Source organism: Perlucidibaca piscinae DSM 21586 (genome assembly GCF_000420045.1).
GTDB lineage: Bacteria > Pseudomonadota > Gammaproteobacteria > Pseudomonadales > Moraxellaceae > Perlucidibaca > Perlucidibaca piscinae.
In genome coordinates, this window is sequence record NZ_ATUE01000007.1 from 71767 (window position 1) to 95645 (window position 23879).

Sequence of the window (23879 nt, forward strand, 5' to 3'; positions counted from 1 at the left end):
CTAACCGTTTCCGGTTAACCCTTTGTTTCATATGGCGCGCCCAGAGAGATTCGAACTCCCGACCCCCAAGTTCGTAGCCTGGTGCTCTATCCAGCTGAGCTATGGGCGCGTTGCTGAGGCCGCGAATCTTACGCATCGACCTTGGCAGCGTCAAGCACTGCCTTGCCTGAATTTCAGGCGATCGCACCAGCACGTGCGATGTAATGGCGGAGAGTAAGGGATTCGAACCCTTGAGGAGCTTTTGGCCCCTACTCCCTTAGCAGGGGAGCACCTTCGGCCTCTCGGTCAACTCTCCGACAAGCCAGCGATCATACCCATGTCGATCCCGCTTGAAAAGGCGCGACTGCCGGTATTTCGAGCAAGCGCAGGCAGTATGGCGGTCTCTCCGGGGGCACTGGCGAGCGTTATACTCGCGCATCGCGTGAATTATGGAGAAGCACGATGTTGGACCTGACAACCGTCTGGCTGGGCAACACTTTGCAGGACTGGAGTCATGCGCTGTTGCTGGCACTCAGCATCAACCTGCTGGTGGCGGCGATCAAGTGGGGGGCTGACCGGTTGTGGTCCGACCTGCGCCAGCCGCGCAGCGGGCAGCGTGATCCGCGCCTGTTCGTGGTCGCCATGCTGCGACGCACCAAGCAGCTGCTGATCTTCGGCGTCACGCTGCTCATCGGCACGCGTCTGCTGACGCTGGCACCTCACCTGGAGAAGGGGCTGGTGACGCTGGCCACGATCTCGGCCTTCCTGCAGGTCGGACTCTGGTTCAGCGGGGCCTTCAACTTCTGGCTCGATCGCTACCGGCAGAACTCGCCCACCCCGGGTGCCGCCACCAGCCTTGCAGCAGTCAACTTCGTCGGCAAGATGCTGCTGTGGACGCTGATCCTGCTGCTCATGCTCGACAACCTCGGGGTCAACGTCACCGCCATGGTGGCCGGTCTGGGTGTTGGCGGCATCGCGGTGGCGCTGGCGGTGCAGAACATCCTGGGCGATCTCTTCGCCAGCCTGTCCATCGTGATCGACAAGCCGTTCGTGATTGGTGACGTGATCACCGTCGACAGCTTCACTGGCTCGGTCGAGCATGTCGGGCTCAAGACCACGCGTCTGCGCAGCAGTACCGGCGAGCAGATCATCATGTCCAACGGGGATCTGCTGAAGTCGCGCATACGAAACTTCAAACGCATGCACGAGCGTCGCATGCTGTTCACGCTGGGCGTGGTCTACCAGACCTCGCCGGAGCAGCTGGCACGCATCCCCGGCATCATTCGCGGCATCATCGAGAGCGTGCCCAACACGCGTTTCGAGCGCGCCCACTTCAAGACCTTCGGCCCGTCCTCGCTGGATTTCGAGGTGGTGTTCTGGATCAGCAATCCGCTCTTCGATGACAGCATGGATGCCCTGCACACGGTCAATCTGGCAATCTTCAAGCGCTTTGGCGAGGAAGGCATCGAGTTTGCCTACCCGACGCAGACCATGATCGTGCAAGGCGGCACGCTGGTGGAGGACAAGCCGGGGGCGTGAAGAGGCGATGCCGGGAGATGAAACTCCCGGCATCGGGCGACTTATTCGAAGGTGATGGCGATGTCGCTGAGCTGGGGGCCGCTCGTTCCCCCCACGCGATTGCTGGTGCCCGGATAGGCGGTCAGTGTGCCGGATGCCGAGACGGCATCGGTGACCAGCTTGACGCTGAACAGACGCGATCCCTGACCGCTGGTCGTGGCCATGATCAGCGGAAGCCCGTTGGCGCCGCCAGCGATGTCGAAGCCGGGCGTCGTGCCCAGTGCGGGGTCCGTCAGTACACCCTCCCGGGCAACCTGTCCCGCGTTCGGGTTGGGTGACCGGGTCAGCCGGTTCTCGCTGCGGTCCACATGATACAGGGTAGTGCTGGCCGGCGCCGGTCGGATGCTGTTGGTGTAGGCGGCGGCAACAAGCTGCGGGGTGGGCAGGGCGGGTGTGTCGCTGCGGTTGATCGGCGTGTCGATGGTGGTCGCCCCGGTGTCCACGTTGATGCGCAAGTTCTGCCCCGTGCTGGAAATCACGCGTAGCCGGTCGGCAGCCGGGTTGAAGTCGACTGAGAAACGGGTGCCGCTGAGGCTGGCCCCGCTCAGGCTGCTGACCAGCGTGGCGGACCCCGTGTCCGTGCCCAGACGATACAGCCGGTTCTGGCTGGTCAGTCCGTACAGCCGGCCGTCAGCCGGACGGAAATCGATGCCGACCAGGATCTCACCCGAGGTCAGGCCCGACACGGACAGGGTGTCGAGGATCTGTGCCGGACTGGCCGGATCGAACACCACCAGGCTGTTGCTCCCGACGACAAGGCCATAGGCCATGGCATCACGCGGCATCAAGGCAAGTCCCTTGAGGGGGCGGCTGCCGGAGCCCAGTTTCGCGATACGCGTGGCGGCATTGGTGGTAGCCGTCAGATCGATCCGGAACAGGCTGGTGACACCGGCTACCTGCAGGGCGGCATAGCCGATGTTGTTGCTGCCGTCGATGTCGAAGCCGCTCACCGAATCCGCGTCGAGGCCCAGCGACACCGGGTTGCTGAGCGTGCTGGTGCTGGCGTTCTGCACCACCAGCCGGTCATTGAACGTGTCGAGCGCATACAGCGTGGTGCTCACCGGCCGGGCAAAGGCGTTGGTGTAGGCGGCGGCGTTCATGTTGCGGGTGCCCGTGCCGGTCTCGTTGATGGTCGGGCTGTTGCTGACGCTGCCCGTGTCGACATTGACCACCTGGCTGGTGTCACCGTTGGAGATCACGCGCAGCAAGTCCGCCACCGGATTGAAGTCGACCCCGAAGTCGGTGCCGGTGAGCGGCGTGCTCAGCGCCCTGCGGTTGCTGGCCACGCCGCGCAGGGAGAGCTGATACACCGCGTTGCGCGTGAGGCCGTAAAGCAGGCCATTGCGGGTACGGTAATCGATGCCGATCAAGGTTTCTCCGCTGGCCAGTCCGGTGATCGGTACGTCGGTGGCGATGATGTCTGCGCGGGCGCGGTCAAACGTGATCAGCCGGTTGTCGACGGTCAGCGCGACCGTGTCGCCCGGCTCGAAGAGATCCTCGATGCGGTCGTCCTCGTTGCAGCCGGTGATCGCGAAGGTCAGACCCAGCGCCAGAGCGGTGAGTGTCAGTGTGCGTGTTGTCATGGGCTTTCCCTGCTGTTCAGTGTGTGACGCCGAGTTCGCGGGCGTGATGCGCCAGATGATCGGCAATGACCGTGCTGATGAAATAGTAGCCGTGATCATAGCCGGCATGGCGACGCAGTGTCAGGGGCTGTCCCGACGCGTGGCAGGCGGCCTCGAACAGGTCGGGGTGCAGCTGGTTGACGAGAAACTGGTCGGCCTCGCCCTGGTCGATGAGAATGTGCGATGTGCGATGGCCATCCTGCACCAGCGCGGTCGCGTCATGCGCACGCCAGGCCGCGCAGTCAGTGCCCAGATAGCCGGTGAAGGCCTTGATGCCCCAGGGGCACTGCATGGGGGCGCAGATCGGTGCCAGTGCCGACACGCTGCGGAAGCGCTCCGGATGCCTGAGTCCCAGGGTCAGGGCGCCATGGCCTCCCATGGAGTGGCCGAAGATGCCCATGCGTGCCGGGTCGGCAGGGAAATGTGCGCACACGTGATCGGGCAGCTCCCGAGCGACATGCGTGGCCATGCGGTAATGCGCTGACCAGGGGGCCTCGGTGGCATCGAGGTAGAAGCCGGCGCCGATGCCGAAATCCCAGTGCTCGCGATCACCGGGCAGGGTGACATCGCGGGGGCTGGTGTCGCAGCTGACCAGCATCAGGCCGAGCTCCGCGGCGATACGCTGGGCGCCGGCCTTGATCATGACGGTTTCTTCCGTGCAGGTGAGGCCGGCCAGGTAGAACAGCACGGGCACATGCTCGCCAGCCAGCGCTTGCGGCGGCTCGAACACCGAGAAGCGCATGGACAGCCCGATGGCGGCCGAGTCCATGGTGTAGAAGCCCTGGCGTCCGCCGAAGCAGGCATGCGTGCTGCGTGTCGTCAGCGCCACCTCAGAACTCCACCACCGAACGGATGGATTCGCCGCGCTTCATCAGCGCAAAGCCTTCGTTGATGTCCTCGAGCCTGAGCTTGTGGGTGATCAGCGAGTCGATGTTGATCCTTCCTTCCATGTACCAGTCGACAATCTTCGGCACGTCGGTGCGGCCGCGCGCGCCGCCGAAGGCCGAGCCTTCCCACTTGCGTCCGGTGACCAGCTGGAAGGGGCGGGTGCTGATTTCGGCGCCGGCTTCCGCCACGCCGATGATGATGCTGCGGCCCCAGCCCTTGTGCGTGCATTCCAGCGCCTGGCGCATGACCGTGGTGTTGCCGATGCATTCGAAGCTGTAGTCGGCGCCGCCATCGGTGAGCTGCACGATGGCATCGACGATGTTGCCCCCGGCGGCCTCGACCTCCTTGGGGTTCAGGAAGTGCGTCATGCCGAACTCGCGCGCCATCTTTTCGCGCTCGGGGTTGAGGTCGACGCCGATGATCTTGCCGGCGCCGACCATCTTCGCACCCTGGATGACGTTCAGGCCGATGCCGCCGAGACCGAAGACCACGACATTGGCGCCGGCCTCGACCTTGGCCGTGAACAGCACGGCACCGATGCCGGTGGTGACGCCGCAGCCGATGTAGCAAACCTTGTCGAAGGGGGCGTCCTCACGGATCTTGGCGAGCGCGATTTCCGGCACCACGATGTAGTTGGAGAACGTCGAGGTGCCCATGTAGTGAAACAGGTCCTGGCCGTTGAGCGAAAAGCGGCTGGTGGCGTCGGGCATGAGGCCGCGACCCTGGGTGCTGCGGATGGCCTGGCAGAGGTTGGTCTTCTGCGACAGACAGAACTTGCACTCGCGGCATTCCGGCGTGTACAGCGGAATCACGTGATCACCCTTGCGCAGCGATTTGACACCCGGGCCGACATCGACCACGACGCCGGCACCTTCGTGGCCGAGGATGGCCGGGAACAGGCCTTCGGGATCGGCGCCGCTGAGCGTGTACCAGTCGGTGTGACAGATGCCGGTGGCCTTGATCTCGACCAGCACCTCGCCGGCTTTCGGGCCTGCCAGATCAACGGTTTCGATGGTCAGGGGCTGGCCGGCTTTCCAGGCGACGGCGGCGCGGGTCTTCATGGGGGGTATCTCCGGGAGGTCGAATCAATCAGTTGTCGGAACATAGCAAGTTCCCCGGGGCAGCGTCACGCGGACATGGCCGGGTGTCAGCCAGTGGCGGGGTGTTCTCATGCCCTCTGCAGCAGCCAGTCCTCCCGGGCGCGGGCGCGCTCGTGCAGGTATTCGGCCACCGTGGTGATGCGTCGCAGGCGGCGCAGGTCTTCGCTGTAGGACATCCAGAACTGGCGTTGCAGCTGCACCTCGTCCGCGAGTACCACCTGCAGGCGCGGGTCATCGGCAGCCAGGAAGCAGGGCAGGATGCCCAGTGCGCGGCTCTGCAGCACGGCCTGGTGCTGGGCCAGCACGCTGGTGCTGCGCAGCGGGCTGCGTGCGCCAGGCGCGACTTCGTCGAGGTAGAGCAGCTGCGCGCTGAACGCCAGGTCCTGCACGTAGTTCACGAACCGGTGGCGGGCAAGATCGCCACGGCTGCGGATCGGTGCCTCACGCGCGAGGTAGTCCGGGGTCGCGTAGAGGGCCAGCCGGTAGTCGCAGAGCTTGCGAGTGACATAGGGGCCACGCGCCGGACGCTCCAGGGTGATGGCGATGTCGGCCTCGCGCCGCGACAGGCTGATGAAATGCGGCACCGGCAGCACGTCGATGCTGATGTCGGGGTGACTGTCCTGGAAGCGGGTCAGCTCGGGCACCACGAAATGGCTGCCGAAGGCTTCCGTGCAGCCTATCCGGACATGCCCGGCGAGCGCGCTGCCCGAGCCCGACACGCGTTCGCTGGCGGCCTGCAGTGCCTGTTCGACGGCCTCGGCATGCGGCACCAGCTGCTGGCCGTCGCGGGTCAGGGTGAAGCCGTGACTGCGCGAGCGCTCAAACAGCAGCGTGCCCAGTGCCTCTTCGAGCAGGCGGATGCGGCGCGCCACCGTGGTGTGGTTGAGGCCGAGCTGGCGGGCGGCCTGGCTGGCGCTGCCATGACGCAGCACCGCGAGAAAGACCCGCAAGTCGTCCCAGTTCATGTTGCTGGTCAGTGATGTGCTTTTTTGCATATCAAACCGGATTTATTGTGTCTTCATTGTGCATATTATCCGGAATATGCTGGAAACACAGTCCTCACAACCCAGGCCAGAACGCCATGACCACGTCCGCCATCCCCACCGTCAAGCTGCTCATCAACGGCGAGTTCGTCGAGTCCAGGACCACGCAATGGCGTGATGTCGTCAACCCGGCCACGCAGCAGGTGCTGGCACGCGTGCCGCTGGCCACGTCCGAGGAGCTGGACGCCGCTGTCGCCGCTGCCAAGGCCGCGTTCAGGACCTGGCGCAAGACACCGATTGGTGCGCGTGCCCGCATCTTTCTGAAGTATCAGCAGCTGATCCGCGAAAACATGGGCGAGATCGCCGCCATTCTCACCGCCGAGCAGGGCAAGACCCTGCCGGATGCCGAGGGCGACATCTTCCGCGGTCTCGAAGTGGTCGAGCACGCGGCCAACATCGGTTCGCTGCAGATGGGCGAGCTGGCCAACAATGTCGCCAATGGCGTGGACACCTACACGCTGCAGCAGCCGCTGGGCGTCTGCGCAGGCATCACGCCGTTCAACTTTCCGGCCATGATCCCGCTGTGGATGTTCCCGATGGCGATTGCCTGCGGCAACACCTTCGTGCTCAAGCCGTCCGAGCAGGACCCCATGAGCACCATGCGTCTGGTCGAGCTGGCCATCGAGGCCGGCATTCCGGCCGGCGTGCTCAATGTCGTGCATGGCGCGGAAGACATCGTGAACGGTCTCTGCGATCACCCGGACATCAAGGCGATCTCGTTCGTGGGCTCGACCCGCGTGGGCACGCATGTCTACAACCGGGCGTCGCTGAACGGCAAGCGCGCCCAGTGCATGATGGGTGCGAAGAATCATGTGGTGGTGCTGCCGGATGCCCCCAAGGAGCAGACGCTCAATGCACTGGTCGGTGCCGGCTTCGGCGCGGCTGGTCAGCGCTGCATGGCGTCATCGGTGGTGGTGCTGGTGGGCGAGGCGCGCGCGTGGGTGGACGAAATCGCCGAGCGTGCCAAGACACTGAAGGTTGGTGCCGGCCATGACAAGGGCGTGGAGATCGGTCCGGTCATCTCCTGCGCCGCGCTGGCGCGCATCGAGGGCCTGATCGCCACCGGCATCGAGGATGGCGCGCGTCTCGTGCTCGATGGTCGCAAGCCCGCCGTGCCGGGCTACGAGAACGGCAACTTCGTCGGCCCCACGCTGTTCGCCGGCGTGAAGCCGGGCATGCGCATCTATGACCAGGAGATCTTCGGGCCGGTGCTGTGCGTGGTCGAGGTGGAGACGCTGGAGGATGCCATCGCGCTCATCAACGCCAACCCCAACGGCAACGGCACCGGCCTGTTCACCCGCTCCGGCGGCGCGGCCCGGCACTTCCAGGAGGAGATCGACGTCGGCCAGGTCGGCATCAACGTGCCCATTCCGGTGCCGGTGCCGCTGTTCTCGTTCACCGGCTCGCGCGGCTCCAAGCTCGGTGACCTCGGCCCCTACGGCAAGCAGGTCGTGCTGTTCTACACGCAGACCAAGACCGTCACCGCGCGCTGGTTCGACGAGGATGCCGTGAGCAGCGTCAACACCACCATCAGCCTGCGCTGAGCGCCAGGAGCATCGAGGTGAATTTCGAACTCAATGATGACCAGCTGGCGTTCCAGCAGCTGGCTCGCGACTTTGCCGCCAACGAGCTGGCGCCACATGCCGCGCAGTGGGATCTGGAACAGACCTTTCCGTTGCAGGCCCTGCGCCAGGGCGGCCAGCTCGGCTTCTGCGGCCTGTACTCGCCGGAAGCGCAGGGCGGGCTCGGTCTGAGTCGTCTCGACGCCGCGCTGGTGTTCGAGGAGCTGGCGGCCGCCGACCCGTCCACGGCCGCCTTTTTCACCATTCACAACATGGCTACCTGGATGCTTTGCACCTGGGGGCAGGATGCGCTGCAGGCCGCGTGGGGTCCGCGCCTGACCTCGGGTGAGCAGCTCGCCTCGTACTGCCTGACCGAGCCTGATGCCGGCTCCGATGCGGCCAACCTGAAGACCGTGGCACGCCGTGACGGCGACCACTACGTGCTCACGGGCAGCAAGATGTTCATTTCCGGTGCCGGCGACACCGACCTGCTGGTGGTGATGGCGCGAACCGGCGGACCGGGCGCCAAGGGCATCAGCGCGCTGGCGGTGCCTGCTGACACGCCAGGCATTCGCTACGGCAAGAAGGAACACAAGATGGGCTGGAACAGTCAGCCGACACGCGCGATCTTCTTCGATGACGTGCGCGTGCCGGTGGCCAACCGCCTGGGCGAGGAGGGCGAGGGCTTTCGCATCGCCATGAAGGGGCTGGATGGCGGACGCATCAACATCGCCACCTGCTCGGTGGGCGCTGCGCAAGGAGCGCTCAACGCGGCACAGCGTTACCTCGGCGAGCGTCGCCAGTTCGGTCAGGCGCTGGCCGAGTTCCAGGCGCTGCAGTTCCGCCTCGCCGACATGGCCACCGACCTCGTGGCCGCCCGGCAGATGATCCGCCTCGCGGCCAGCAAGCTCGACGCGGGTCACGCCGAGGCAACCACCTACTGCGCCATGGCCAAGCGCTTCGCCACCGACGCCGGTTTCCGGGTCTGCAACGAGGCCCTGCAGCTGCATGGCGGCTACGGCTACCTCAAGGACTACCCGCTCGAGCGTCTGGTCCGTGATGCCCGCGTGCACCAGATCCTCGAGGGCACCAACGAGATCATGCGCGTGATCATCGCGCGCCGGATGCTGGCCGCCGACGCGACCGACACCATTCGCTGACGGCGAACCCGTCCGCCTACGACTTCACAACGGCCGCTCACCTTTGGGCGACAAGGCCAGGAGAGACAGATGACCGAACACATCGCCTTCATCGGCCTTGGCAACATGGGCGGCCCGATGGCCGTCAATCTCGGCAAGGCCGGCTTCCCGGTGGTCGCCACCGACCTCTCGGCCAGTGCTCGTGACAGTGTGGCAACGCATGGCATTCGCGTGGTGGCCACTGCCGCCGAAGCGGTGACTGGTGCCGGCGTGGTGATCTCCATGCTGCCGGCCAGTCGTCATGTCGAGAGCCTGTACCTGGGCGATGGCAGTGCGGCGAATCCAGGTCTTCTGGCCAGCCTGCCGGCTGGCACCCGCGTCATCGACTGCAGCACCATCGCGCCGGCCAGCGCGCGCAAGGTCGCCGTCGCTGCGCAGGCGCGCGGTCTGTCGATGATCGACGCCCCGGTGTCCGGCGGCACGGCCGGCGCGGCTGCCGCTACCCTGACCTTCATGGTCGGCGGTGAACCGGCCTGTGTCGATGCCGCACGGCCGCTGCTGGCGGCCATGGGCCGCAACATCTTCCATGCCGGCGCCAGCGGTGCCGGCCAGGTCGCCAAGGTGTGCAACAACATGCTGCTCGCCATCCACATGATCGGTACAGCAGAAGCCCTCAATCTGGGCGTGGCCAACGGCATGGACCCGGCCGTGCTGTCGGAGATCATGAAGCAGAGTTCCGGAGACAACTGGTCGCTGCAGAAGTACAACCCCATGCCGGGCGTGATGGATGGCGTGCCGGCGTCGCGTGGCTACAGCGGCGGCTTCGGCAGTGACCTCATGCTCAAGGACCTGGGCCTGGCCGAGGAAGCCGCACTCGCAGCGGGTGCGGCGATTCCGCTCGGGGGTCTGGCGCGCCAGCTCTACGCCGTTCACAGCGCCAGCGGTCAGGGCGGGGCGGATTTCTCCAGTATCCTTCGCCTGCTGCAACGCGCCGGCTGAATCAAGCCGGCATCGCGGAAAAAACGCTCGAACGCGTGAACGCCACGGCTGGCGCGGGTTTCATGCGTTTCATGGCAAGTTTTGCACGAACTTGTCCACAGCTATTGGGGATAAACTCCCGATCACAGACACGTAAACCGGGAGCGTCGTGATGGACATGCCTTCACTCAAGGGTCGCGTTTCGGATGAGGAGTGGCAGCTGCGCTGCGACCTTGCTGCCTGCTACCGTCTGGTCGCGGCGTATGGCTGGAGCGATCTGGTGTTCACGCACATCTCGGTGCGTCTGCCCGGACCGGAGCACCATTTCCTGATCAACCCCTACGGACTCATGTTTGACGAGATCACCGCCTCGTCCCTGATCCGAATCGATGCCGACTGCAACGTCATCGGCGAGTCGCCGTTTCCGGTGAACCCGGCCGGTTTCGTCATTCACAGCGCCATCCATGAGGCACGCGAGGATGCGCAGTGCGTGCTGCATACGCACACCCGGGCCGGGGTTGCGGTCAGTGCCCAGCGCGATGGCGTGCTGCCGATCTCGCAGCAGTCGACCTTCGTGCTGGCCTCGCTGGCCTACCATGACTACGAAGGTGTGGCCTTCCGCCCGGACGAGAAGCCACGTCTGCAGGCCGATCTTGGCCAGGCCAACTTCCTCATGTTGCGCAACCACGGTCTGCTCACCTGCGGGCGCAGCATCGCGGATGCCTTCCTGCACATGTACGTGTTCGAGTCGGCGTGCCAGATCCAGCTTGCCGCCCAGGCTGGCGGCAGCGAGCTGATTGCGGTCGATCCGCGCATCGTTGCCGGCGTGGCCGAGGCCATGCGGGTGCAGACCGGCGGACTCGGCGGGGCATTCGTGTGGCCGGCGCTGCTGCGCAAGGCGGAACGGCTGGATCCGGGTTACGCGACCTGACGTGTGCATCCGGAGTCGCTCGTCGAACCGCGGCAGCGGTCAGCGTGCGGACAGGTCTGCCACGGACTGCCACAGCAGCTGCAGCGCCATCAGTGTCAGCAGGAGATTGAGTCCGCGCTGAAAGCCGTCTTCGGCACGACCGCGCAGCCAGCGCTCACCCAGCCAGGTGCCGGCAAAGCCGCTGGCGATCATCGCGATCAGCAGTGGCCACCAGGGGCCGAACTGAAAACCGAAGAGTCCGAAGGCAAGGATCTTCAGTCCGTGCTGCAGGCTCATGCAGGCCGAGAAGGTGGCCATGTGACGCAAGCGATCGAGCTGGTGCGTCTTCATCAGTGCTGCCACCAACGGTCCGGTGGCGCCCACGAACATGCTCAGGAAGCTGATCAGGCTGCCGCCCAGCCACAGGCCGGTGGCGCGCATCGCCGGCCAGCGTCCCCAGACCGCGTAGAGAATGAACAGCCCCAGCGCGCCGTTGAGCAGCGCCTCCGGCAGTTGCCAGGCAATGGCGCCACCGCTGGCCGCACCGATCACCGCGCCGAGCACGAAGGGCAGCAGCAGGCGCCGTTCGACATGGCGCCACATCAGCGCGGTACGTCCGACATTCGAGCCGATCTGGACCACGCCGTGGGTGGCGATCAGTGCCGAGGCCGGCACCAGCAAGGCCATGATGCCGAGCAGCAGCACGCCGCCACCAATGCCCAGGCCGGCGGTCAGAGCCGCCGTCAGGGCGGCACTGGCCACCAGCACGACGGCCACTGGCAGCGACATCTCCGGCGGCAGCAGCGCCAGCCAGTCCGGGCCTGTCAGCACTTACAACGCCCAGTTCAGTCCGATGCGGCCATCCACGGGCAGCGCCGACTTGAGGATGTGCAGGGTCTCCAGCAGCTCCTCATCGGTATACGGTTCAGCGGGCAGCTGGCCCCAGACCGGCTTGGGCCAGGCCGGGTCGCCCTCGAAGCGGGCGATGACGTGCCAGTGCAGCTGCGGCACCATGTTGCCGAGGTTGGCAACATTCATCTTGGTGGCCTGCAGCTGCAGCGCCAGACGTTCGCTGACCCAGGACGATTCGCGGATCAGCTGCAGCTGATCGGCATCCGACAGTTCATGGACTTCGCGGATGTCGGCGCGGCGCGGCACCAGGATCAGCCAGGGGTAGCTGGCGTCATTCATCAGCAGCAGCTGGCTGAGTGGGAAGTCGCCCAGGACCACCGTGTCGGCGGCCAGACGGGGATGCAGAGTGAACATGGACCAGGACTCCAGATGCGATCCGCTGCAGTGTAAGTAGCCGTCGGCGGGACTGCCAGCCCGACCGGACCAACGTCGAAGGGCGCGCGTGCCGACACTGTCCTCATGCAGGCGGGCGCGGCATTTGCTACTCTCCGGCTTCGTTGTTCCCTGGTAGCCACGGCCTGCCCATGTCGCGCCCCCGCAACTCCATCAGCATCACCTACGTCAGACAGCTCCTCGCCGGCGCTGCCCGGCAGGGCATGTCCCTGGACGCGCTGTTCCGGCAGCATGGCCTGGATCCGGCCCGACTGCAGGAAGCTGACGGCCTGATGTCGGTGACCGAGCTGACCACCCTGCTGCAGGCGGTCATGGAGCAGACCCGCGACGAGTTTCTTGGCCTGGCGCCGGACACGTCCTCGCGTCCCGGCACCTTCTCGATGATGGCGCATGCGGTCATCAATTGTGCCAACCTGGGCAAGGCCATCCAGCGTTCCACGCAGTTCTACGGCCTGCTGCAGTCGTCGCTGGCGCTGCGTTTCGAGGTGGTCGACAACGAGGGACGCCTGTCGGTGACACTGACTGACCAGCTGCCCCACGAATCCACGATCATGGAAGCCATGATCTTCGTCTCGCTGCGCTTCTGGAGCTGGCTGGTCGGACGTCGCCTGGACCCGCTGGTGATCGAGCTGGTCTGTGATCCGCCGGCGCATGCCGCCGAGTTCGAGGGCCTGTTCCGCTGCCCGGTCAACTACGGCATGAGCGAGAACTGCATCCGCTTTCCCGGCTCCTGGCTGACCTTGCCTCTGGCCCAGACCCCGCTGTCGCTGTCGCACTTCCTCAAGGACTCGGTGGCTGTGATCGTCGGCGGCCGGGCCCGGCCCGAGCGCATCACCGACCAGATCCGGCGTCTGCTCAGCCAGGGTTACGGCAACCAGTTCCCCGAGTTCGCCGAGGTCTGCGCCCGTCTCAACGTGACGCCGCAAACGCTGCGCCGCCGTCTCAAGGAGGAGGGCACCAGCTACCAGGTCATCAAGGACCGCATGCGCGAGGACGTGGCCCGCTTCTACCTCGCCAAGCCGGCCTTGTCGGTCGACGAGATCGCCCTCATGATGGGTTTCTCCGAGGCCAGCGCTTTCCACCGCGCCTTCAAGAAATGGACCGGGATGACCCCGGCCGCTTGCCGGCGCCAACTGCTAGGACAGGTTTCACCATGACGGACACCACGGCTCGCCTGCTCATCAACTGCCCGGACGCCCCCGGCATTGTGAGCGCGGTTTCCAGCTTTCTCTACAACCACGGTGCCAACATCACCGACCTCGACCAGCACGCGACGGCACCGGAGGGCGGCACCTACTTCATGCGCATGGAGTTCCAGACCGGGCACCTGCGGCTGAGTCGCGAGCATCTGGAGCAGGCCTTCCAGGAGGCCGTGGCGGCGCGCTACGGCATGAAGTGGCATATCAGCTATGCCGCCGAGCGCAAGAAGGTCGCCATCCTGGTGTCGAAATACGACCATGCCATGATGGAGCTGCTCTGGCGCTGGTCGCGCGGCTCGCTGCCCTGCGAGATCGTCGCGGTGATCAGCAACCACGATGACCTGCGCGGCGACGTCGAGAACTTCGGCGTGCCGTTCCATCACGTGCCGGTCACGGCGGCCACCAAGGTCGATGCCGAGGCGCGCATCGAGGCGCTGCTGGCGGGTGTCGACCTGATCGTGCTGGCGCGCTACATGCAGATTCTCAGTGCCGAGTTCACCGCGCGCTGGCCCAACCGCATCATCAACATCCACCACTCCTTCCTGCCCGCATTCGTTGGTGCCAACCCCTATCAGCAGGCCTACGACAAGGGCGTCAAGCTGATCGGCGCGACCGCGCACTACGTCACCGCCGACCTCGATCAGGGGCCGATCATCGAGCAGGATGTCGAACGTGTGTCGCATCGCGACGAGGTGCCGACCCTGCGTGAAATGGGTGAGACCGTTGAGCGCCATGTGCTTGCGCGTGCCGTGCGCTGGCATGTCGAGGACCGCATTCTGGTGCACGGCAACAAGACCATCGTCTTTGCCTGAGTGGTTTGGCTGCCCCCGGCAGACAACGACCACATCGAGGTGACATGAACGCATCGCTGCCGACCCGGCTTGGCCTGCTGCTCGCGCTCTACCTGGCGCAGGGCATTCCGTTCGGCATCTACACGCAGGCATTGCCGGCGATTCTGCGTACCTACGAGGCGCCGTTGTCGCTGATCAGTCTCAGCGGACTGCTTGCCATCCCGTGGGCGCTCAAGGTGTTCTGGGCGCCTTGGGTAGACCGCTATTACTGGCCACGTCTGGGCTACCGCCGGAGCTGGATCCTGCCCATGAATCTGGGGCTGATCGGCGTTCTGGTCGGACTTGCCGCGTTCGATCCCGCCAGCCTGCGCGATCCGACCGGTGTCTACACCCTGTTCGCGTTGCTGTTCCTGGTCAATCTGTTCGCCGCCACCCAGGACGTGGCCACTGACGGGCTGGCAGTGCGCATCCTGGCGCCTCATGAGCGCGGCCTCGGCAACGGCATACAGGTGTCCTCGTACCGGGTAGGCATCATCATTGGTGGCGGCTTGCTGCTTTACGTGCTCGACACGCTGGGCTGGCAGCTCTCGTTCATCGTGCTGATCGGCTTCTCCTGCCTGCTGCTGCTGCCGGTCGTCCTTTACCGCGAGCCACCGGTGCTGCCTGAAGTGCGTGCTCACGCGCATGACCCGGTCTGGCAGATCTGGCGAGACTTCTTCCGGCGTCCGGGGCTGGAGGGCTGGATCTGGGTGCTGGTCACCTACAAGGTCGCCGAATCACTGGCCTCGGCCATGGTCAAGCCGATGATGGTCGATCAGGGCATGAGCCTGGCGGATATCGGCCTGCAGGTCAGCATGGCCGGTGCCGTCACCACCATCACCGGCGCCATGCTGGGTGGCTGGCTGGTGACCCGTCTCGGACGGCGTACCGGCATGGTCGCCTTCGCCGCCGTGCAAAGCCTGCTGTTTGCCAGCTATGCCTGGCCGGCCACCGGCCAGGGTCTTGCCGGTCTGAGCTCGACCCAGCTCATCGTGGTGATCAACGCGGCCGAGCACCTGCTTGGCGGCATGGCCATGGCAGCGCTGCTGTCGGCGGTGATGGACCGGGCCCGCCAGTCACATGCCGGCGTTGATTTCACGCTGCAGGTCAGCCTGCTGGCGGTGTTCGGCGGCCTGTTCTATCTGCCTGCCGGACTGCTGGTGGAGCAGATCGGCTATGCCAGCCACTTCCTGGTGGCGGGTCTTGCCGGCCTGCTCCTGCTGTGGCCGGCCTGGCGTTATACTCGCGAGCCGGATCAACTGTCGCCTGAGCCCGCCTGAGCATGTCCACGTTTGCCGCTGCCCCTGCCGATCTGCCCTTGCTGGATGCGCGCGGCCTGCGCTGTCCCGAGCCGGTCATGATGCTGCACAAGAAGGTCCGCGAACTCGCCGCTGGCGATGAGCTCGTGGTCTGGGCCACCGATCCCTCGACCCAGCGCGACATTCCTAAGTTCTGCCAGTTCCTGGGGCATGAGCTGCTGTCTGGCGAGGAGCGGGCGCCGGGGGAGTATCACTACCGGTTGAGGAAGGGCGGCTGAGCTGCGTCTGCCCGCTGTGATGGGGTGCATGCTGGAAAACACGCGTGAACCCATCCCTGGGGCTCGGCTCGGCATCCCTGCCTCGCACGGTTTTCCCGCTTGCACCCCATCACAGCCGGCTTACGATCCAAGCTCTCCATCCGCTCCGTTGCCCAAGGTATCTGCCCACTCATCCGTCATGCGCCTGAGGCGCCGGTGCAGCTGCCAGTTCAGCAGCACGCAGGCCACGCCCAGCCCCAGCACCAGACCCGTCCAGTAGCCTGACGCCCCCCAGACCTGGCCCAGCCAGTCCGTGCTGCCGGCGACGATGCCGAACGGGATGGCCACGCCCCAGTAGGCGACCAGGGTCAGCAGCATCGGGCTGCGGGTGTCCTGCAGGCCGCGCAGGCAGCCGGCCGCACCAACCTGCAGGGCATCGAAGATCTGGTAGGCGACCGCGAACAGCAGCAGGTGTGCGGCCAGGGCACGTACTGCCAGATCCTCGCTGAACCAGCTGGCAATGCTGTCCCGGCTGGCATAAAGCAGCAGGGCCGAGGTGCAGGCGATCAGCGTGGTGGTGGTGAGACCGACACGGCGGGTCAGGAAGATGCCCGCCAGATCGCGTGCGCCCAGCTGCTGTCCGGTACGTATGGTGAGGGCAATGGCCAGGCTCAGCGGCACCATGAAGATGATCGAGGTCACCGACAGGGCGACCTGGTGACCGGCCACCACGATGGCGCCGGACGGGCTGATCAGTACCGCCACCAGCGAGAACGAGCTGACCTCGAAAAAGATGGCCAGACCGATGGGCAGGCCGAGGGCGGCAATGTGGCGGATCTCCGGCCAGTGCGGGCGCAGATGCCGGCGCAACAGGCGCACCGGCGCAAACACGGGCGCCAGCAGCACGTAGGCGAGCAGCACCAGGCTCATGCCCCACATCACTACGGCGGTGCCCCAGCCGCAACCAGGTCCGCCCATGGCCGGGATGCCCCAGTCCAGGCCCCAGGCGGCACTGCCTTCGATGAACAACGCATTGGCGGCAACGTTCAGGCCCAGGCCGAGCAGGCTGATCAGCATCACCGGTACCGGCCGGCCCTGGGCTTCGCAGTAGCAGCGCAGCACGAAGAACAGACCGACCGCCGGCATGCCCCAGGACACGCCCTCCAGATAGGCCCGGGTCAGGTCGCGCAGGGCCGGCTCCACGCCCAGCCAGTCGAACAGCGGCCAGGCATGACGTATCAGCAGCAACCCGGTGATGCCGACCAGCAGTGCCAGCCAGAGCGCCTGGTGGGTGATCTGCTGGATGCGCTCCGGCTGCTCGGCGCCATGGGCCTCCGCCACGAGCGGGGTGGTGGCCAGCAAGGTGCCGGTGGTGAGCAGGAACAGCGGCAGCCAGATGCTGGAACCCACCGCGACGGCCGCCAGATCCAGTGCCGACACCTGGCCCGACATCACCGTGTCGATGAAGCCGTAGGCAGCCTGCGAAAACTGGCTGATGAAAATCGGGGCGGCGAGCCAGAGCAGCTGGCGCAGCTCGGCCAGGGCCGGGCGCGGCGTGCTCATTGGCCCCGGTAGCCGAGTGTGCGCAAGGTTTCTTCGATACGAACGCCGTCGGGTCCGAAATGACGCTGGCGCAGCAGGCCGTCCAGAATGACCAGGCCCGCATCCCAGGTGAAATGGCCGTCCAGCACCATGGCCAGCGCCTGTGCCACGGGCAGCAGACGGGCATCGGCCACTTCACCGTCCTGGTTGGTGGGCAGGAAGTGGGCTGGCAGCCAGTGGTCGAAGACGGCAATCCATTCCTCCTGCACACCTTCGCCCAGGCGGCGATGGATGTGCAGCCGGCTTGCAGGCGAGGGCACGCGACGGAAGTGCAGGCCGGCCTCTTCCCAGGCCTCCCGCTCCAGCCCGGTGGCCAGTGACTCGCCGGCGCTGACGCCGCCACCGACCAGATTGTCGAGCTTGCCCGGGTCGACGAACTTGTGCGGACTGCGCTCGGCAACCCAGAGCGCGACACCATCCGGCGTCGCCACCCAGCCGTTCATGTGCACGGAAGGCGTGCACAGGCCCAGGCTGCGAAAGGCGGCACGCTCCATGACCAGGTAGGGCTGGCCGGTGACGGTCAGCAGCATGTTCTCGTCGCGCCAGTTCAGCAGCAGGCCCTGATCCCGCAACGCAATCATCCAGGTCTGCAGATGCTGGCTGCGTGTCTCGCAGGTATCGCCTGCATTGACATGAAGTCCGCTGTCGTCAAGCCGGATGCGTTCCGGGCTCTGCGCCTGCAGCGCCTCGGCAAGCGCAGGACGAACCCAGCCCAGGGCGCGGCCGTCCAGCCACAGGCGCAACTCGCTGTCGGGCACGAAGCGCGGCATGCTGTGCAGGAAGGCGATGACCCGGTCGGCGAGGGGGGATGACAGCAAGGGCGAGTCCTCTGGGCTGGTCAGGAAAGTCGGCAGTGTAGCAAACCCCGATGGCATACTCGCAGCAGGACGGGGCAGGGACAGAACATGCGATCAGACGAGTTGCAGGTGGTGGCGGATGAAAACATGCCGGGGGTCGAGGCCTGCTGGCAGGCGCTGATGCCGGCGTTGCCGGTGCGCATCCGGCGCTTGCCGGGCCGGCAGCTTTCGGCGACGGACGTGGCGGATGCCGACGTGCTGCTGGTGCGCTCCGTGACCCGGGTCGATGCCAGCCTGCTCGCTGGCAGCCGCGTGCGTTTTGTCGGGACGGCGACCATCGGCACGGATCACGTTGATCTACCGTATTGCGCGGCTCATGGCATCACCGTGGCCTCGGCGCCGGGATGCAATGCCCGAGCCGTCGCCGAGTGGGTACTGGCAGTGATTGTGCAGCTGGCGGCGGAGCGTGACCGGTCTCTGGATGGCCGCACGCTGGGCATTGTCGGATTCGGCCATGTCGGCCAGCAGGTGGCGACCCTGATGCGTCCGCTCGGTCTGCGCCTGATTGCCTGTGATCCGGCACATGCTCGAGAGCTTCCCGGGTTTCCCGACGTGACCCTGCATGCCTTGCCTGACCTGCTGGCAGCATCCGACATCGTCACGCTGCACACGCCGCTGACGCGCAGCGGGCCACACCCCACCTGGCGGATGATCGACGACGCCGCCCTGCGCCGTCTGCGACCAGGGGCATGGCTGATCAATGCCGGTCGCGGCGATGCCATCGCCGGTGAGGCATTGCGGCACTGGCTTGAGAATGAGAACGGACCGTGCGTGCTGGATGTCTGGCCCGAGGAGCCGCGCCTGTCTCCCGCGCTGGTTGCGCACGTCAGGCTGGGCTCGCCGCATGTCGCCGGTCACAGCGTCGAGGGCAAGTGGCGTGGGACCTGGCAGGTGGTGCAGGCTGCAGCTGCCCATCTGGGCCGCTCCGCGCCGGACGGTGCCAGCCTGTCAGCGGCATTGCCTGGCCACGACGGTGCCTCACCCCTGTTGCCGCCAGCCACGGCCGGGATGTCCTCGATCCGGCGACTGGCCTTCCTGCTCGGGCAGGTGATCGACCTGGTCGGGGACGATGTTCGCCTGCGTGACTCCGTGCTGACATCGGATCCCGTCCAGGCCTTTGACGCCTTGCGCAAGCACTATGCCGCCCGTCGCGAGTTCACGTCCTGGACATTGACCCTGGCGCCGGACGATCCGCTGCGTGACGTGCTTATCGCTCTCGGCTTCAGCTGCTAGCATTCGCTTCTTCGTTTCGCCGACACGTACACGGGGTGCATCCGGTCATGCTCAACACCTTTGTCATCGCCTATCTGGTGCTGTCTGTCGCCGTCGGTCTGCTGGCCAGCTTGCGGGTGCACAACTCCCGTGACTTCGTGTCTGCCGGCCGCAGCCTGCCGCTCAGCATCGTCACTGCCACCATGTTCGCGACCTGGTTCGGCTCGGAGTCCGTGCTGGGCGCACCGCCGACCTTTCTCGAGGAGGGCATCGGCGGCATCGTGGCCGACCCCATCGGTGCCGCCTTCTGCCTGATCTTCGCCGGCCTGTTCTTTGCCCGGGCGCTGTATCGCCGCAACATGCTGACCATCGGTGACTTCTTCCGGCAGAAGTTCGGGCGCGAGGCCGAGGTCGTCGCCTCCACCGCCATCATGCTGTCCTACCTGGGCTGGGTGTCGGCGCAGATGATCGCGCTGGGCGTGGTGTTCACCAGCCTCAGCGGCGGCAGCATCAGCCATGACCAGGGCATCATGATCGGTGCGGCCATCGTCATTTTCTACACCATGTTCGGCGGCATGTGGTCCGTGGCCATCACCAGCTTCGTGCAGATGATCATCATCATCATCAGTCTGCTGATCATTGCCTGGGTGGTCGCCGGCAAGGCGGGTGGCGTTGACGTGGTGATCGATCATGCTCGCGCTGCCGGCAAGTTCGACGGCTTCTGGCCTGGCTGGGACCTGGCGGCCATCCTGGCCTTTGTCGGTGCCTTCGTGACGCTGGCGCTGGGTTCCATTCCCCAGCAGGACGTGTTCCAGCGCATGAACTCGTCGAAAAACGAGAACATCGCCGTCGCCGGTTCGGTACTGGGTGGCGTCGGCTACCTGGTGTTCTGCATGGTGCCGCTGTTCCTCACCTATGCCGCCGTGGTGATTGATCCGACCCTGGTGGAGCGGGTCATGGCCGTCGACAGCCAGCAGGTGCTGCCAACCTTCATCCAGCAGGACCTGCCGCTGATCATGCAGGTGCTGTTCTTCGGTGCGCTGCTGTCCGCCATCATGTCCACGGCGTCCGGCACCTTGCTGGCACCATCCACGGTGTTCACCGAGAACCTGTTGCGTCCGCTGCTGCCGCAGCAGACCGATCACCAGTTCCTGTGGACCCTGCGTCTGGTGGTGCTGGTGTTCGGCATCTTCATCATGTGGTTTGCCGTGCAGTCCGACTCCAGCATCTTCGAAATGGTCGAGAACGCCTACAAGGTCACGCTGTGTGCTGCCTTCGTGCCGCTGGTCGCCGGCATCTACTGGTCGCGCGCCAACCGTGCCGGCGCCCTGACTTCCATGATTGCCGGCATCACGGTCTGGATCGGTCTCGAGATCGTCGCACCCGAAGGCATCTGCCCGCCGCAGCTGGCCGGTCTGGGCGCCGCCATCCTGGGCATGCTGGTCGGTTCGTACTGTTCCAAGGAACGCGCACCGGCCTGAATGATTCGTGAATGACGGGCTGGCGCGGCAACAGCGTCAGCGCGTCGCCTGCTTCAGCACGCTGACCAGGCTGCCACCCTGGTTCTGCGCCGGAATCACGCCATCGTTTGCCAATGCCTCATGCAGTCTGGGCAGGTTCCAGCAGGGTGCGGTGGGCAGCAGGTGGTGCTCGAGGTGGTAGTGCTCGTTGTGCGGTGCCAGCAGCCAGCGTTCCCACCAGCTCGCCCGGCTGCTGCGCGCGTGCATCAGGGCATCCGTGCTGTGCGGGTCGGCGACCACGGCGTGATCGGCAATCTGGCGCACGCGCATGCACACCGGCAGCACGAACAGGAAGGCGATCAGCCAGAGCAGGTAAACCTCTGGATGGCCCAGTGCGGTCAGCACACCGATGAAGATCGCTTGCCACAGCCAGGCGATCCAGCTTTTGCGAGCCATGAAGGCGCCTGCAAATCCCCTGATGCCCTGTGGCCTGGGCTCGGCACGCACCACGCGACCGGTGAGCTCGTAATGCCAGTAGCCGATCTGCATGCCGATGAGGCCGATCACCGACTTGATGCCGGTCAGGCCGCTGACGTCACGCAGCAGCTTGCGGCGCAGGCTGGCCGGGCTGACCGGATACTGCTCCGTCATGATCAGGTCGGGATCGTCGGCGGTACCGGCGAGTCTGTGGTGTGTCATGTGATAGGCACGGTAGCCCGCCATGTTCTGCAGCAACGGCTGGGCTGCCAGCCAGTCGCCGACCAGATCGTTGAGGCGGGCACTGGCGAACAGCGAGCGGTGCGAGGCCTCGTGCTGCAGAATGGCCAGTCCGGCCTGTCCGGCGGCGAGCAGCAGCAGTGATGCCAGCCAGGCCAGCGGATGCGGCCAGATCACGCTGATCGCGAAGCCTGCACTGATCAGCAGCCAGTCCTTGGCGGTTTCCCAGGCGCCACGCCAGTCGGATTTACGGGTCAGTTCGGCGCGCAGCGCCGGGTCCAGGACGTATCTCATTTAATTACTCTTTGATATCAACAAATGAAAATAAATGTAATGAACAGTCCTATCTTACCGCGATCAGCCGCGCAGGCAAGTCGTCAGCGTCTTATAATTGAAATCTGATCGATGCCCAGGAGTCGCCCGTGGTGACCAATGTCTCTTTGCCTGCACGTGCCCAGCGTCTGCAGGATCTGCTGCAGGCCAATTTCGATCCGTCGCTGCTGACGGTGGAGAACGAGTCCCATCAGCATGGCGGCCCGGGCACCGAGACCCATTACAAGGTCACCCTGGTGTCTGCCAAGTTTGAGGGCGTGCGCGCCGTGGCCCGTCACCAGCGTGTCTACGCCCTGATGCAGGAGGAGATGCAGCAGGGCCTGCATGCCCTCGCGCTGCACATCTACACGCCCGCCGAATGGGCCCGGGTTGGCCAGGCGCCGGACAGTCCTGCCTGCCGTGGAGGCAGCAAGCATGGCTGAAGCAGTTGCCACCGCCACTGGCGACGCAACGCCCGCCGTCGTGGTGGCCGCGCTCTACCACTTCGCGCGGCTCGATGATTTTGCCGATCTGCAAGCGCCCTTGAAGGCGTTGTGCGAAGGCGCGGGCATCCGCGGCACGCTGCTGCTGGCTCGAGAAGGCATCAACGGCACCATTTCAGGCAGCCGCGAAGGCATTGACCGGGTGCTGGCCTGGCTGCGCGCTGATCCGCGCCTGGCGGCATTGGAGCACAAGGAGTCGTTTGCCGACAGTCATCCCTTCGTGCGTCTCAAGATCAAGCTCAAGAAGGAGATCGTCACCCTGGGCGTGCCCTTCGTGGACCCGACGGCCGTGGTTGGTACCTACGTGGATCCGCAGGACTGGAATGCCCTGATCAGTGATCCCGAGGTCGTGGTGATCGACACGCGCAACGATTACGAGATCGCCATCGGCAGTTTCGAGGGCGCCGTTGACCCTGGCACGCGCACGTTCCGCGAGTTTCCCGACTATGTCGCGACCCGGCTGGATCCGCAGCGGCACCGCAAGGTGGCCATGTTCTGCACTGGCGGCATCCGCTGCGAAAAGGCGTCGAGCTACATGCGTCAGCAGGGCTTCGAGACGGTCTATCACCTCAAGGGTGGCATCCTGAAATACCTGGAAGAGGTGCCCGAAGGCGAGAGCCTGTGGCGCGGCGAATGTTTCGTGTTCGACGAGCGCGTCGGCGTGACACACGGGCTCAAGGTCGGCGCATCGGCCATGTGCTACGGCTGTCGTCGTCCGGTCACGCCGGAAGACATGGCCTCGGAGCACTACGAGGAGGGCATCAGCTGCCCGGCCTGCCATGACAGCCTGACCGACGAGCAGCGTGCCCGCTTCGCCGAGCGCCGTCTGCAGCACGGGCTGGCGGCAGAGCGGGCGCGTCGTGGCCGTGGCGAGTGACTGACGCCGGCGCGCCTGCGGCACGCCGGTGACCGATTCCGCTCAGACGTTGCTCGGTGCGTGGAACAGCAGGTAGATCTCGGTGATCAGCTCGGGGATCTGCAGGGTCATTTCCTTGAGCAGCTTGCGGTCGCGACGCAGGATCTGCAGGTCCGGATCGTCGATGAGGTCTGAAATGACCACCATGGGCAGGGTCAGATCCGCGATATCATCCTCGTGTTCGCCATACCAGCGGTCCTCGTCCAGGAACAGGCCTTCCATGAAGCCGATGCACCAGTCGGTGAGTTCATTGGGCTGGTTGATGTCCGACAGCAGCGGGCAGGGCAGCTCGAGTCGGGCACCGTGGTAGAGCACGGCATGAATGCTCTTCTGCCAGGCCTGCAGCTGGGCGTGGATCTCGGCCGTGCGGGCCGCATCCTCGCTGGCGGCTTCGTCTTCGAAGAAGCAGGCCAGGGCCTCGCCATCGAGCTGACCGCGGGGGCCGATGGTGATGGCGGTGAGAAAGCCGTGCGCGCCATGGAAATCCAGACCGTGGCTGTTGGCGTCGCTGTCGAGGAACTCCTCCAGGGCGTCCAGGGTCTGGGCTGGCAGGGCGTATTGTTCGTGCATGACATTCTCCGGCGGTAAAGCTGGATTGTAGGGGGCGGGGAGTGGCAGCGACAGGGGTGACCGGGCATATGCCTGACAATG

At 65.5% G+C, this 23879-nt stretch carries 23 protein-coding genes and 2 tRNA genes; 13 read left to right on the forward strand and 12 right to left on the reverse strand.

The features are described 5' to 3' along the window. Positions 1-32: 32 nt before the first annotated feature. Together F595_RS0107785 and F595_RS0107790 are read right to left on the reverse strand one after the other, a co-directional pair. Positions 33-109, reverse strand: a tRNA-Arg gene (locus F595_RS0107785). Between the two features lie 95 nt (positions 110-204). Next, positions 205-295 (reverse strand) — tRNA-Ser (locus F595_RS0107790). 146 nt (positions 296-441) lie between these two features. On the opposite strand from F595_RS0107790, the gene F595_RS13360 reads away from it, so the two are divergent. Beyond that, positions 442-1518 (forward strand): mechanosensitive ion channel family protein, encoded by a 1077-nt coding sequence (locus F595_RS13360; protein WP_022956309.1) that lies wholly within the window; start codon positions 442-444, stop codon positions 1516-1518. A gap of 41 nt (positions 1519-1559) precedes the next feature. On the opposite strand, the gene F595_RS13365 is transcribed toward F595_RS13360, so the two are convergent. The 4 genes from F595_RS13365 to F595_RS13370 form a co-directional block, all read right to left on the reverse strand. Beyond that, positions 1560-3140 carry a DUF4394 domain-containing protein gene (locus tag F595_RS13365; protein ID WP_022956310.1) on the reverse strand — a complete coding sequence of 527 codons (1581 nt, stop codon included), beginning with the start codon at positions 3138-3140 and terminating at the stop codon, positions 1560-1562. 16 nt (positions 3141-3156) lie between these two features. Beyond that, positions 3157-4008 carry an S-formylglutathione hydrolase gene (gene fghA / locus F595_RS0107805; protein ID WP_022956311.1) on the reverse strand — a complete coding sequence of 284 codons (852 nt, stop codon included), beginning with the start codon at positions 4006-4008 and terminating at the stop codon, positions 3157-3159. Position 4009: 1 nt separating this feature from the next. Then, positions 4010-5128: an S-(hydroxymethyl)glutathione dehydrogenase/class III alcohol dehydrogenase gene (locus F595_RS0107810; RefSeq protein ID WP_022956312.1), complete on the reverse strand. Its 1119-nt coding sequence runs from the start codon at positions 5126-5128 to the stop codon at positions 4010-4012. A gap of 107 nt (positions 5129-5235) precedes the next feature. Next, the gene (locus F595_RS13370; RefSeq protein WP_407635950.1) at positions 5236-6132 is read right to left on the reverse strand and encodes a LysR family transcriptional regulator; all 897 of its coding nucleotides are present in this window, start codon (positions 6130-6132) and stop codon (positions 5236-5238) included. Positions 6133-6248: 116 nt separating this feature from the next. Between F595_RS13370 and F595_RS0107820 the strand changes: the two genes are divergently transcribed. The 4 genes from F595_RS0107820 (at position 6249) to F595_RS0107835 (ending at position 10820) form a co-directional block, all read left to right on the forward strand. After that, entirely contained in the window at positions 6249-7754 is a 1506-nt protein-coding gene (locus F595_RS0107820) for a CoA-acylating methylmalonate-semialdehyde dehydrogenase (RefSeq protein WP_022956314.1), read from the forward strand. Between the two features lie 17 nt (positions 7755-7771). Beyond that, positions 7772-8932, forward strand: coding sequence for an acyl-CoA dehydrogenase family protein (locus F595_RS0107825; RefSeq protein WP_022956315.1), 1161 nt, complete (start codon positions 7772-7774; stop codon positions 8930-8932). A 69-nt stretch (positions 8933-9001) separates the two neighbouring features. Then, the gene (gene mmsB, locus F595_RS0107830) at positions 9002-9910 is read left to right on the forward strand and encodes a 3-hydroxyisobutyrate dehydrogenase (RefSeq protein ID WP_022956316.1); all 909 of its coding nucleotides are present in this window, start codon (positions 9002-9004) and stop codon (positions 9908-9910) included. Between the two features lie 151 nt (positions 9911-10061). Further along, entirely contained in the window at positions 10062-10820 is a 759-nt protein-coding gene (locus F595_RS0107835) for a class II aldolase/adducin family protein (RefSeq protein WP_022956317.1), read from the forward strand. A gap of 39 nt (positions 10821-10859) precedes the next feature. Here the strand turns inward: F595_RS0107835 and F595_RS0107840 are convergent, their stop codons facing one another. Together F595_RS0107840 and F595_RS13375 are read right to left on the reverse strand one after the other, a co-directional pair. Further along, positions 10860-11630 carry a sulfite exporter TauE/SafE family protein gene (locus tag F595_RS0107840; protein ID WP_022956318.1) on the reverse strand — a complete coding sequence of 257 codons (771 nt, stop codon included), beginning with the start codon at positions 11628-11630 and terminating at the stop codon, positions 10860-10862. Further along, positions 11631-12065, reverse strand: a complete 435-nt coding sequence (locus F595_RS13375; RefSeq protein WP_022956319.1) for an HIT domain-containing protein — start codon at positions 12063-12065, stop codon at positions 11631-11633. 170 nt (positions 12066-12235) lie between these two features. Between F595_RS13375 and F595_RS0107850 the strand changes: the two genes are divergently transcribed. The 4 genes from F595_RS0107850 to tusA are packed head-to-tail and all read left to right on the forward strand — an operon-like array spanning position 12236 to position 15670. After that, a complete protein-coding gene (locus tag F595_RS0107850; RefSeq protein WP_022956320.1) occupies positions 12236-13261 on the forward strand; it encodes an AraC family transcriptional regulator in 1026 nt (341 codons plus the stop codon). Further along, positions 13258-14115 carry a formyltetrahydrofolate deformylase gene (purU, locus tag F595_RS0107855; protein ID WP_022956321.1) on the forward strand — a complete coding sequence of 286 codons (858 nt, stop codon included), beginning with the start codon at positions 13258-13260 and terminating at the stop codon, positions 14113-14115. The genes F595_RS0107850 and purU overlap by 4 nt, the downstream gene beginning before the upstream one ends. Before the next feature lie 44 nt (positions 14116-14159). Next, a complete protein-coding gene (locus F595_RS0107860) occupies positions 14160-15413 on the forward strand; it encodes an MFS transporter (RefSeq protein ID WP_022956322.1) in 1254 nt (417 codons plus the stop codon). Positions 15414-15415: 2 nt separating this feature from the next. Further along, positions 15416-15670 carry a sulfurtransferase TusA gene (gene tusA, locus F595_RS0107865; RefSeq protein ID WP_022956323.1) on the forward strand — a complete coding sequence of 85 codons (255 nt, stop codon included), beginning with the start codon at positions 15416-15418 and terminating at the stop codon, positions 15668-15670. 120 nt (positions 15671-15790) lie between these two features. On the opposite strand, the gene F595_RS13380 is transcribed toward tusA, so the two are convergent. Both F595_RS13380 and F595_RS14225 read right to left on the reverse strand, forming a co-directional pair. Further along, on the reverse strand, positions 15791-17212 hold the full coding sequence (locus F595_RS13380) for an MATE family efflux transporter (protein ID WP_022956324.1): 1422 nt from the start codon (positions 17210-17212) through the stop codon (positions 15791-15793). Continuing rightward, positions 17209-18069, reverse strand: a complete 861-nt coding sequence (locus tag F595_RS14225) for an NUDIX hydrolase (protein ID WP_022956325.1) — start codon at positions 18067-18069, stop codon at positions 17209-17211. The genes F595_RS13380 and F595_RS14225 overlap by 4 nt, the downstream gene beginning before the upstream one ends. Before the next feature lie 219 nt (positions 18070-18288). On the opposite strand from F595_RS14225, the gene F595_RS0107880 reads away from it, so the two are divergent. Next, on the forward strand, positions 18289-19341 hold the full coding sequence (locus tag F595_RS0107880; RefSeq protein WP_407635951.1) for a 4-phosphoerythronate dehydrogenase: 1053 nt from the start codon (positions 18289-18291) through the stop codon (positions 19339-19341). 47 nt (positions 19342-19388) lie between these two features. After that, positions 19389-20801 carry a sodium:solute symporter family protein gene (locus F595_RS0107885; RefSeq protein WP_022956327.1) on the forward strand — a complete coding sequence of 471 codons (1413 nt, stop codon included), beginning with the start codon at positions 19389-19391 and terminating at the stop codon, positions 20799-20801. Positions 20802-20837: 36 nt separating this feature from the next. On the opposite strand, the gene F595_RS13390 is transcribed toward F595_RS0107885, so the two are convergent. Then, positions 20838-21791: a fatty acid desaturase family protein gene (locus F595_RS13390; protein WP_022956328.1), complete on the reverse strand. Its 954-nt coding sequence runs from the start codon at positions 21789-21791 to the stop codon at positions 20838-20840. Between the two features lie 131 nt (positions 21792-21922). Here F595_RS13390 and F595_RS0107895 point away from each other — a divergent pair, with 131 nt between their 5' ends. Further along, on the forward strand, positions 21923-22252 hold the full coding sequence (locus F595_RS0107895) for a BolA family protein (protein ID WP_228126949.1): 330 nt from the start codon (positions 21923-21925) through the stop codon (positions 22250-22252). Continuing rightward, the gene (gene trhO / locus F595_RS0107900; protein ID WP_022956330.1) at positions 22245-23189 is read left to right on the forward strand and encodes an oxygen-dependent tRNA uridine(34) hydroxylase TrhO; all 945 of its coding nucleotides are present in this window, start codon (positions 22245-22247) and stop codon (positions 23187-23189) included. The genes F595_RS0107895 and trhO overlap by 8 nt, the downstream gene beginning before the upstream one ends. A gap of 42 nt (positions 23190-23231) precedes the next feature. On the opposite strand, the gene F595_RS0107905 is transcribed toward trhO, so the two are convergent. Beyond that, positions 23232-23798: a YecA/YgfB family protein gene (locus F595_RS0107905; RefSeq protein WP_022956331.1), complete on the reverse strand. Its 567-nt coding sequence runs from the start codon at positions 23796-23798 to the stop codon at positions 23232-23234. Between the last annotated feature and the right edge of the window lie 81 nt (positions 23799-23879).

What these genes read in the sequence shown, in the direction of transcription:
- F595_RS0107820 (WP_022956314.1), top strand. Translation starts at nt 6,249, where the DNA reads ATGACCACGTCCGCCATCCCCACCGTCAAGCTGCTCATCAACGGCGAG.
- F595_RS0107850 (WP_022956320.1), top strand. Translation starts at nt 12,236, where the DNA reads ATGTCGCGCCCCCGCAACTCCATCAGCATCACCTACGTCAGACAGCTC.
- F595_RS0107860 (WP_022956322.1), top strand. Translation starts at nt 14,160, where the DNA reads ATGAACGCATCGCTGCCGACCCGGCTTGGCCTGCTGCTCGCGCTCTAC.
- tusA (WP_022956323.1), top strand. Translation starts at nt 15,416, where the DNA reads ATGTCCACGTTTGCCGCTGCCCCTGCCGATCTGCCCTTGCTGGATGCG.
- purU (WP_022956321.1), top strand. Translation starts at nt 13,258, where the DNA reads ATGACGGACACCACGGCTCGCCTGCTCATCAACTGCCCGGACGCCCCC.
- F595_RS13360 (WP_022956309.1), top strand. Translation starts at nt 442, where the DNA reads ATGTTGGACCTGACAACCGTCTGGCTGGGCAACACTTTGCAGGACTGG.
- mmsB (WP_022956316.1), top strand. Translation starts at nt 9,002, where the DNA reads ATGACCGAACACATCGCCTTCATCGGCCTTGGCAACATGGGCGGCCCG.
- F595_RS0107810 (WP_022956312.1), bottom strand. Translation starts at nt 5,128, where the DNA reads ATGAAGACCCGCGCCGCCGTCGCCTGGAAAGCCGGCCAGCCCCTGACC.
- F595_RS13370 (WP_407635950.1), bottom strand. Translation starts at nt 6,132, where the DNA reads ATGAACTGGGACGACTTGCGGGTCTTTCTCGCGGTGCTGCGTCATGGC.
- F595_RS13380 (WP_022956324.1), bottom strand. Translation starts at nt 17,212, where the DNA reads ATGAGCACGCCGCGCCCGGCCCTGGCCGAGCTGCGCCAGCTGCTCTGG.
- trhO (WP_022956330.1), top strand. Translation starts at nt 22,245, where the DNA reads ATGGCTGAAGCAGTTGCCACCGCCACTGGCGACGCAACGCCCGCCGTC.
- F595_RS13375 (WP_022956319.1), bottom strand. Translation starts at nt 12,065, where the DNA reads ATGTTCACTCTGCATCCCCGTCTGGCCGCCGACACGGTGGTCCTGGGC.
- F595_RS0107885 (WP_022956327.1), top strand. Translation starts at nt 19,389, where the DNA reads ATGCTCAACACCTTTGTCATCGCCTATCTGGTGCTGTCTGTCGCCGTC.
- F595_RS13390 (WP_022956328.1), bottom strand. Translation starts at nt 21,791, where the DNA reads ATGAGATACGTCCTGGACCCGGCGCTGCGCGCCGAACTGACCCGTAAA.
- F595_RS13365 (WP_022956310.1), bottom strand. Translation starts at nt 3,140, where the DNA reads ATGACAACACGCACACTGACACTCACCGCTCTGGCGCTGGGTCTGACC.
- F595_RS0107835 (WP_022956317.1), top strand. Translation starts at nt 10,062, where the DNA reads ATGGACATGCCTTCACTCAAGGGTCGCGTTTCGGATGAGGAGTGGCAG.
- F595_RS0107905 (WP_022956331.1), bottom strand. Translation starts at nt 23,798, where the DNA reads ATGCACGAACAATACGCCCTGCCAGCCCAGACCCTGGACGCCCTGGAG.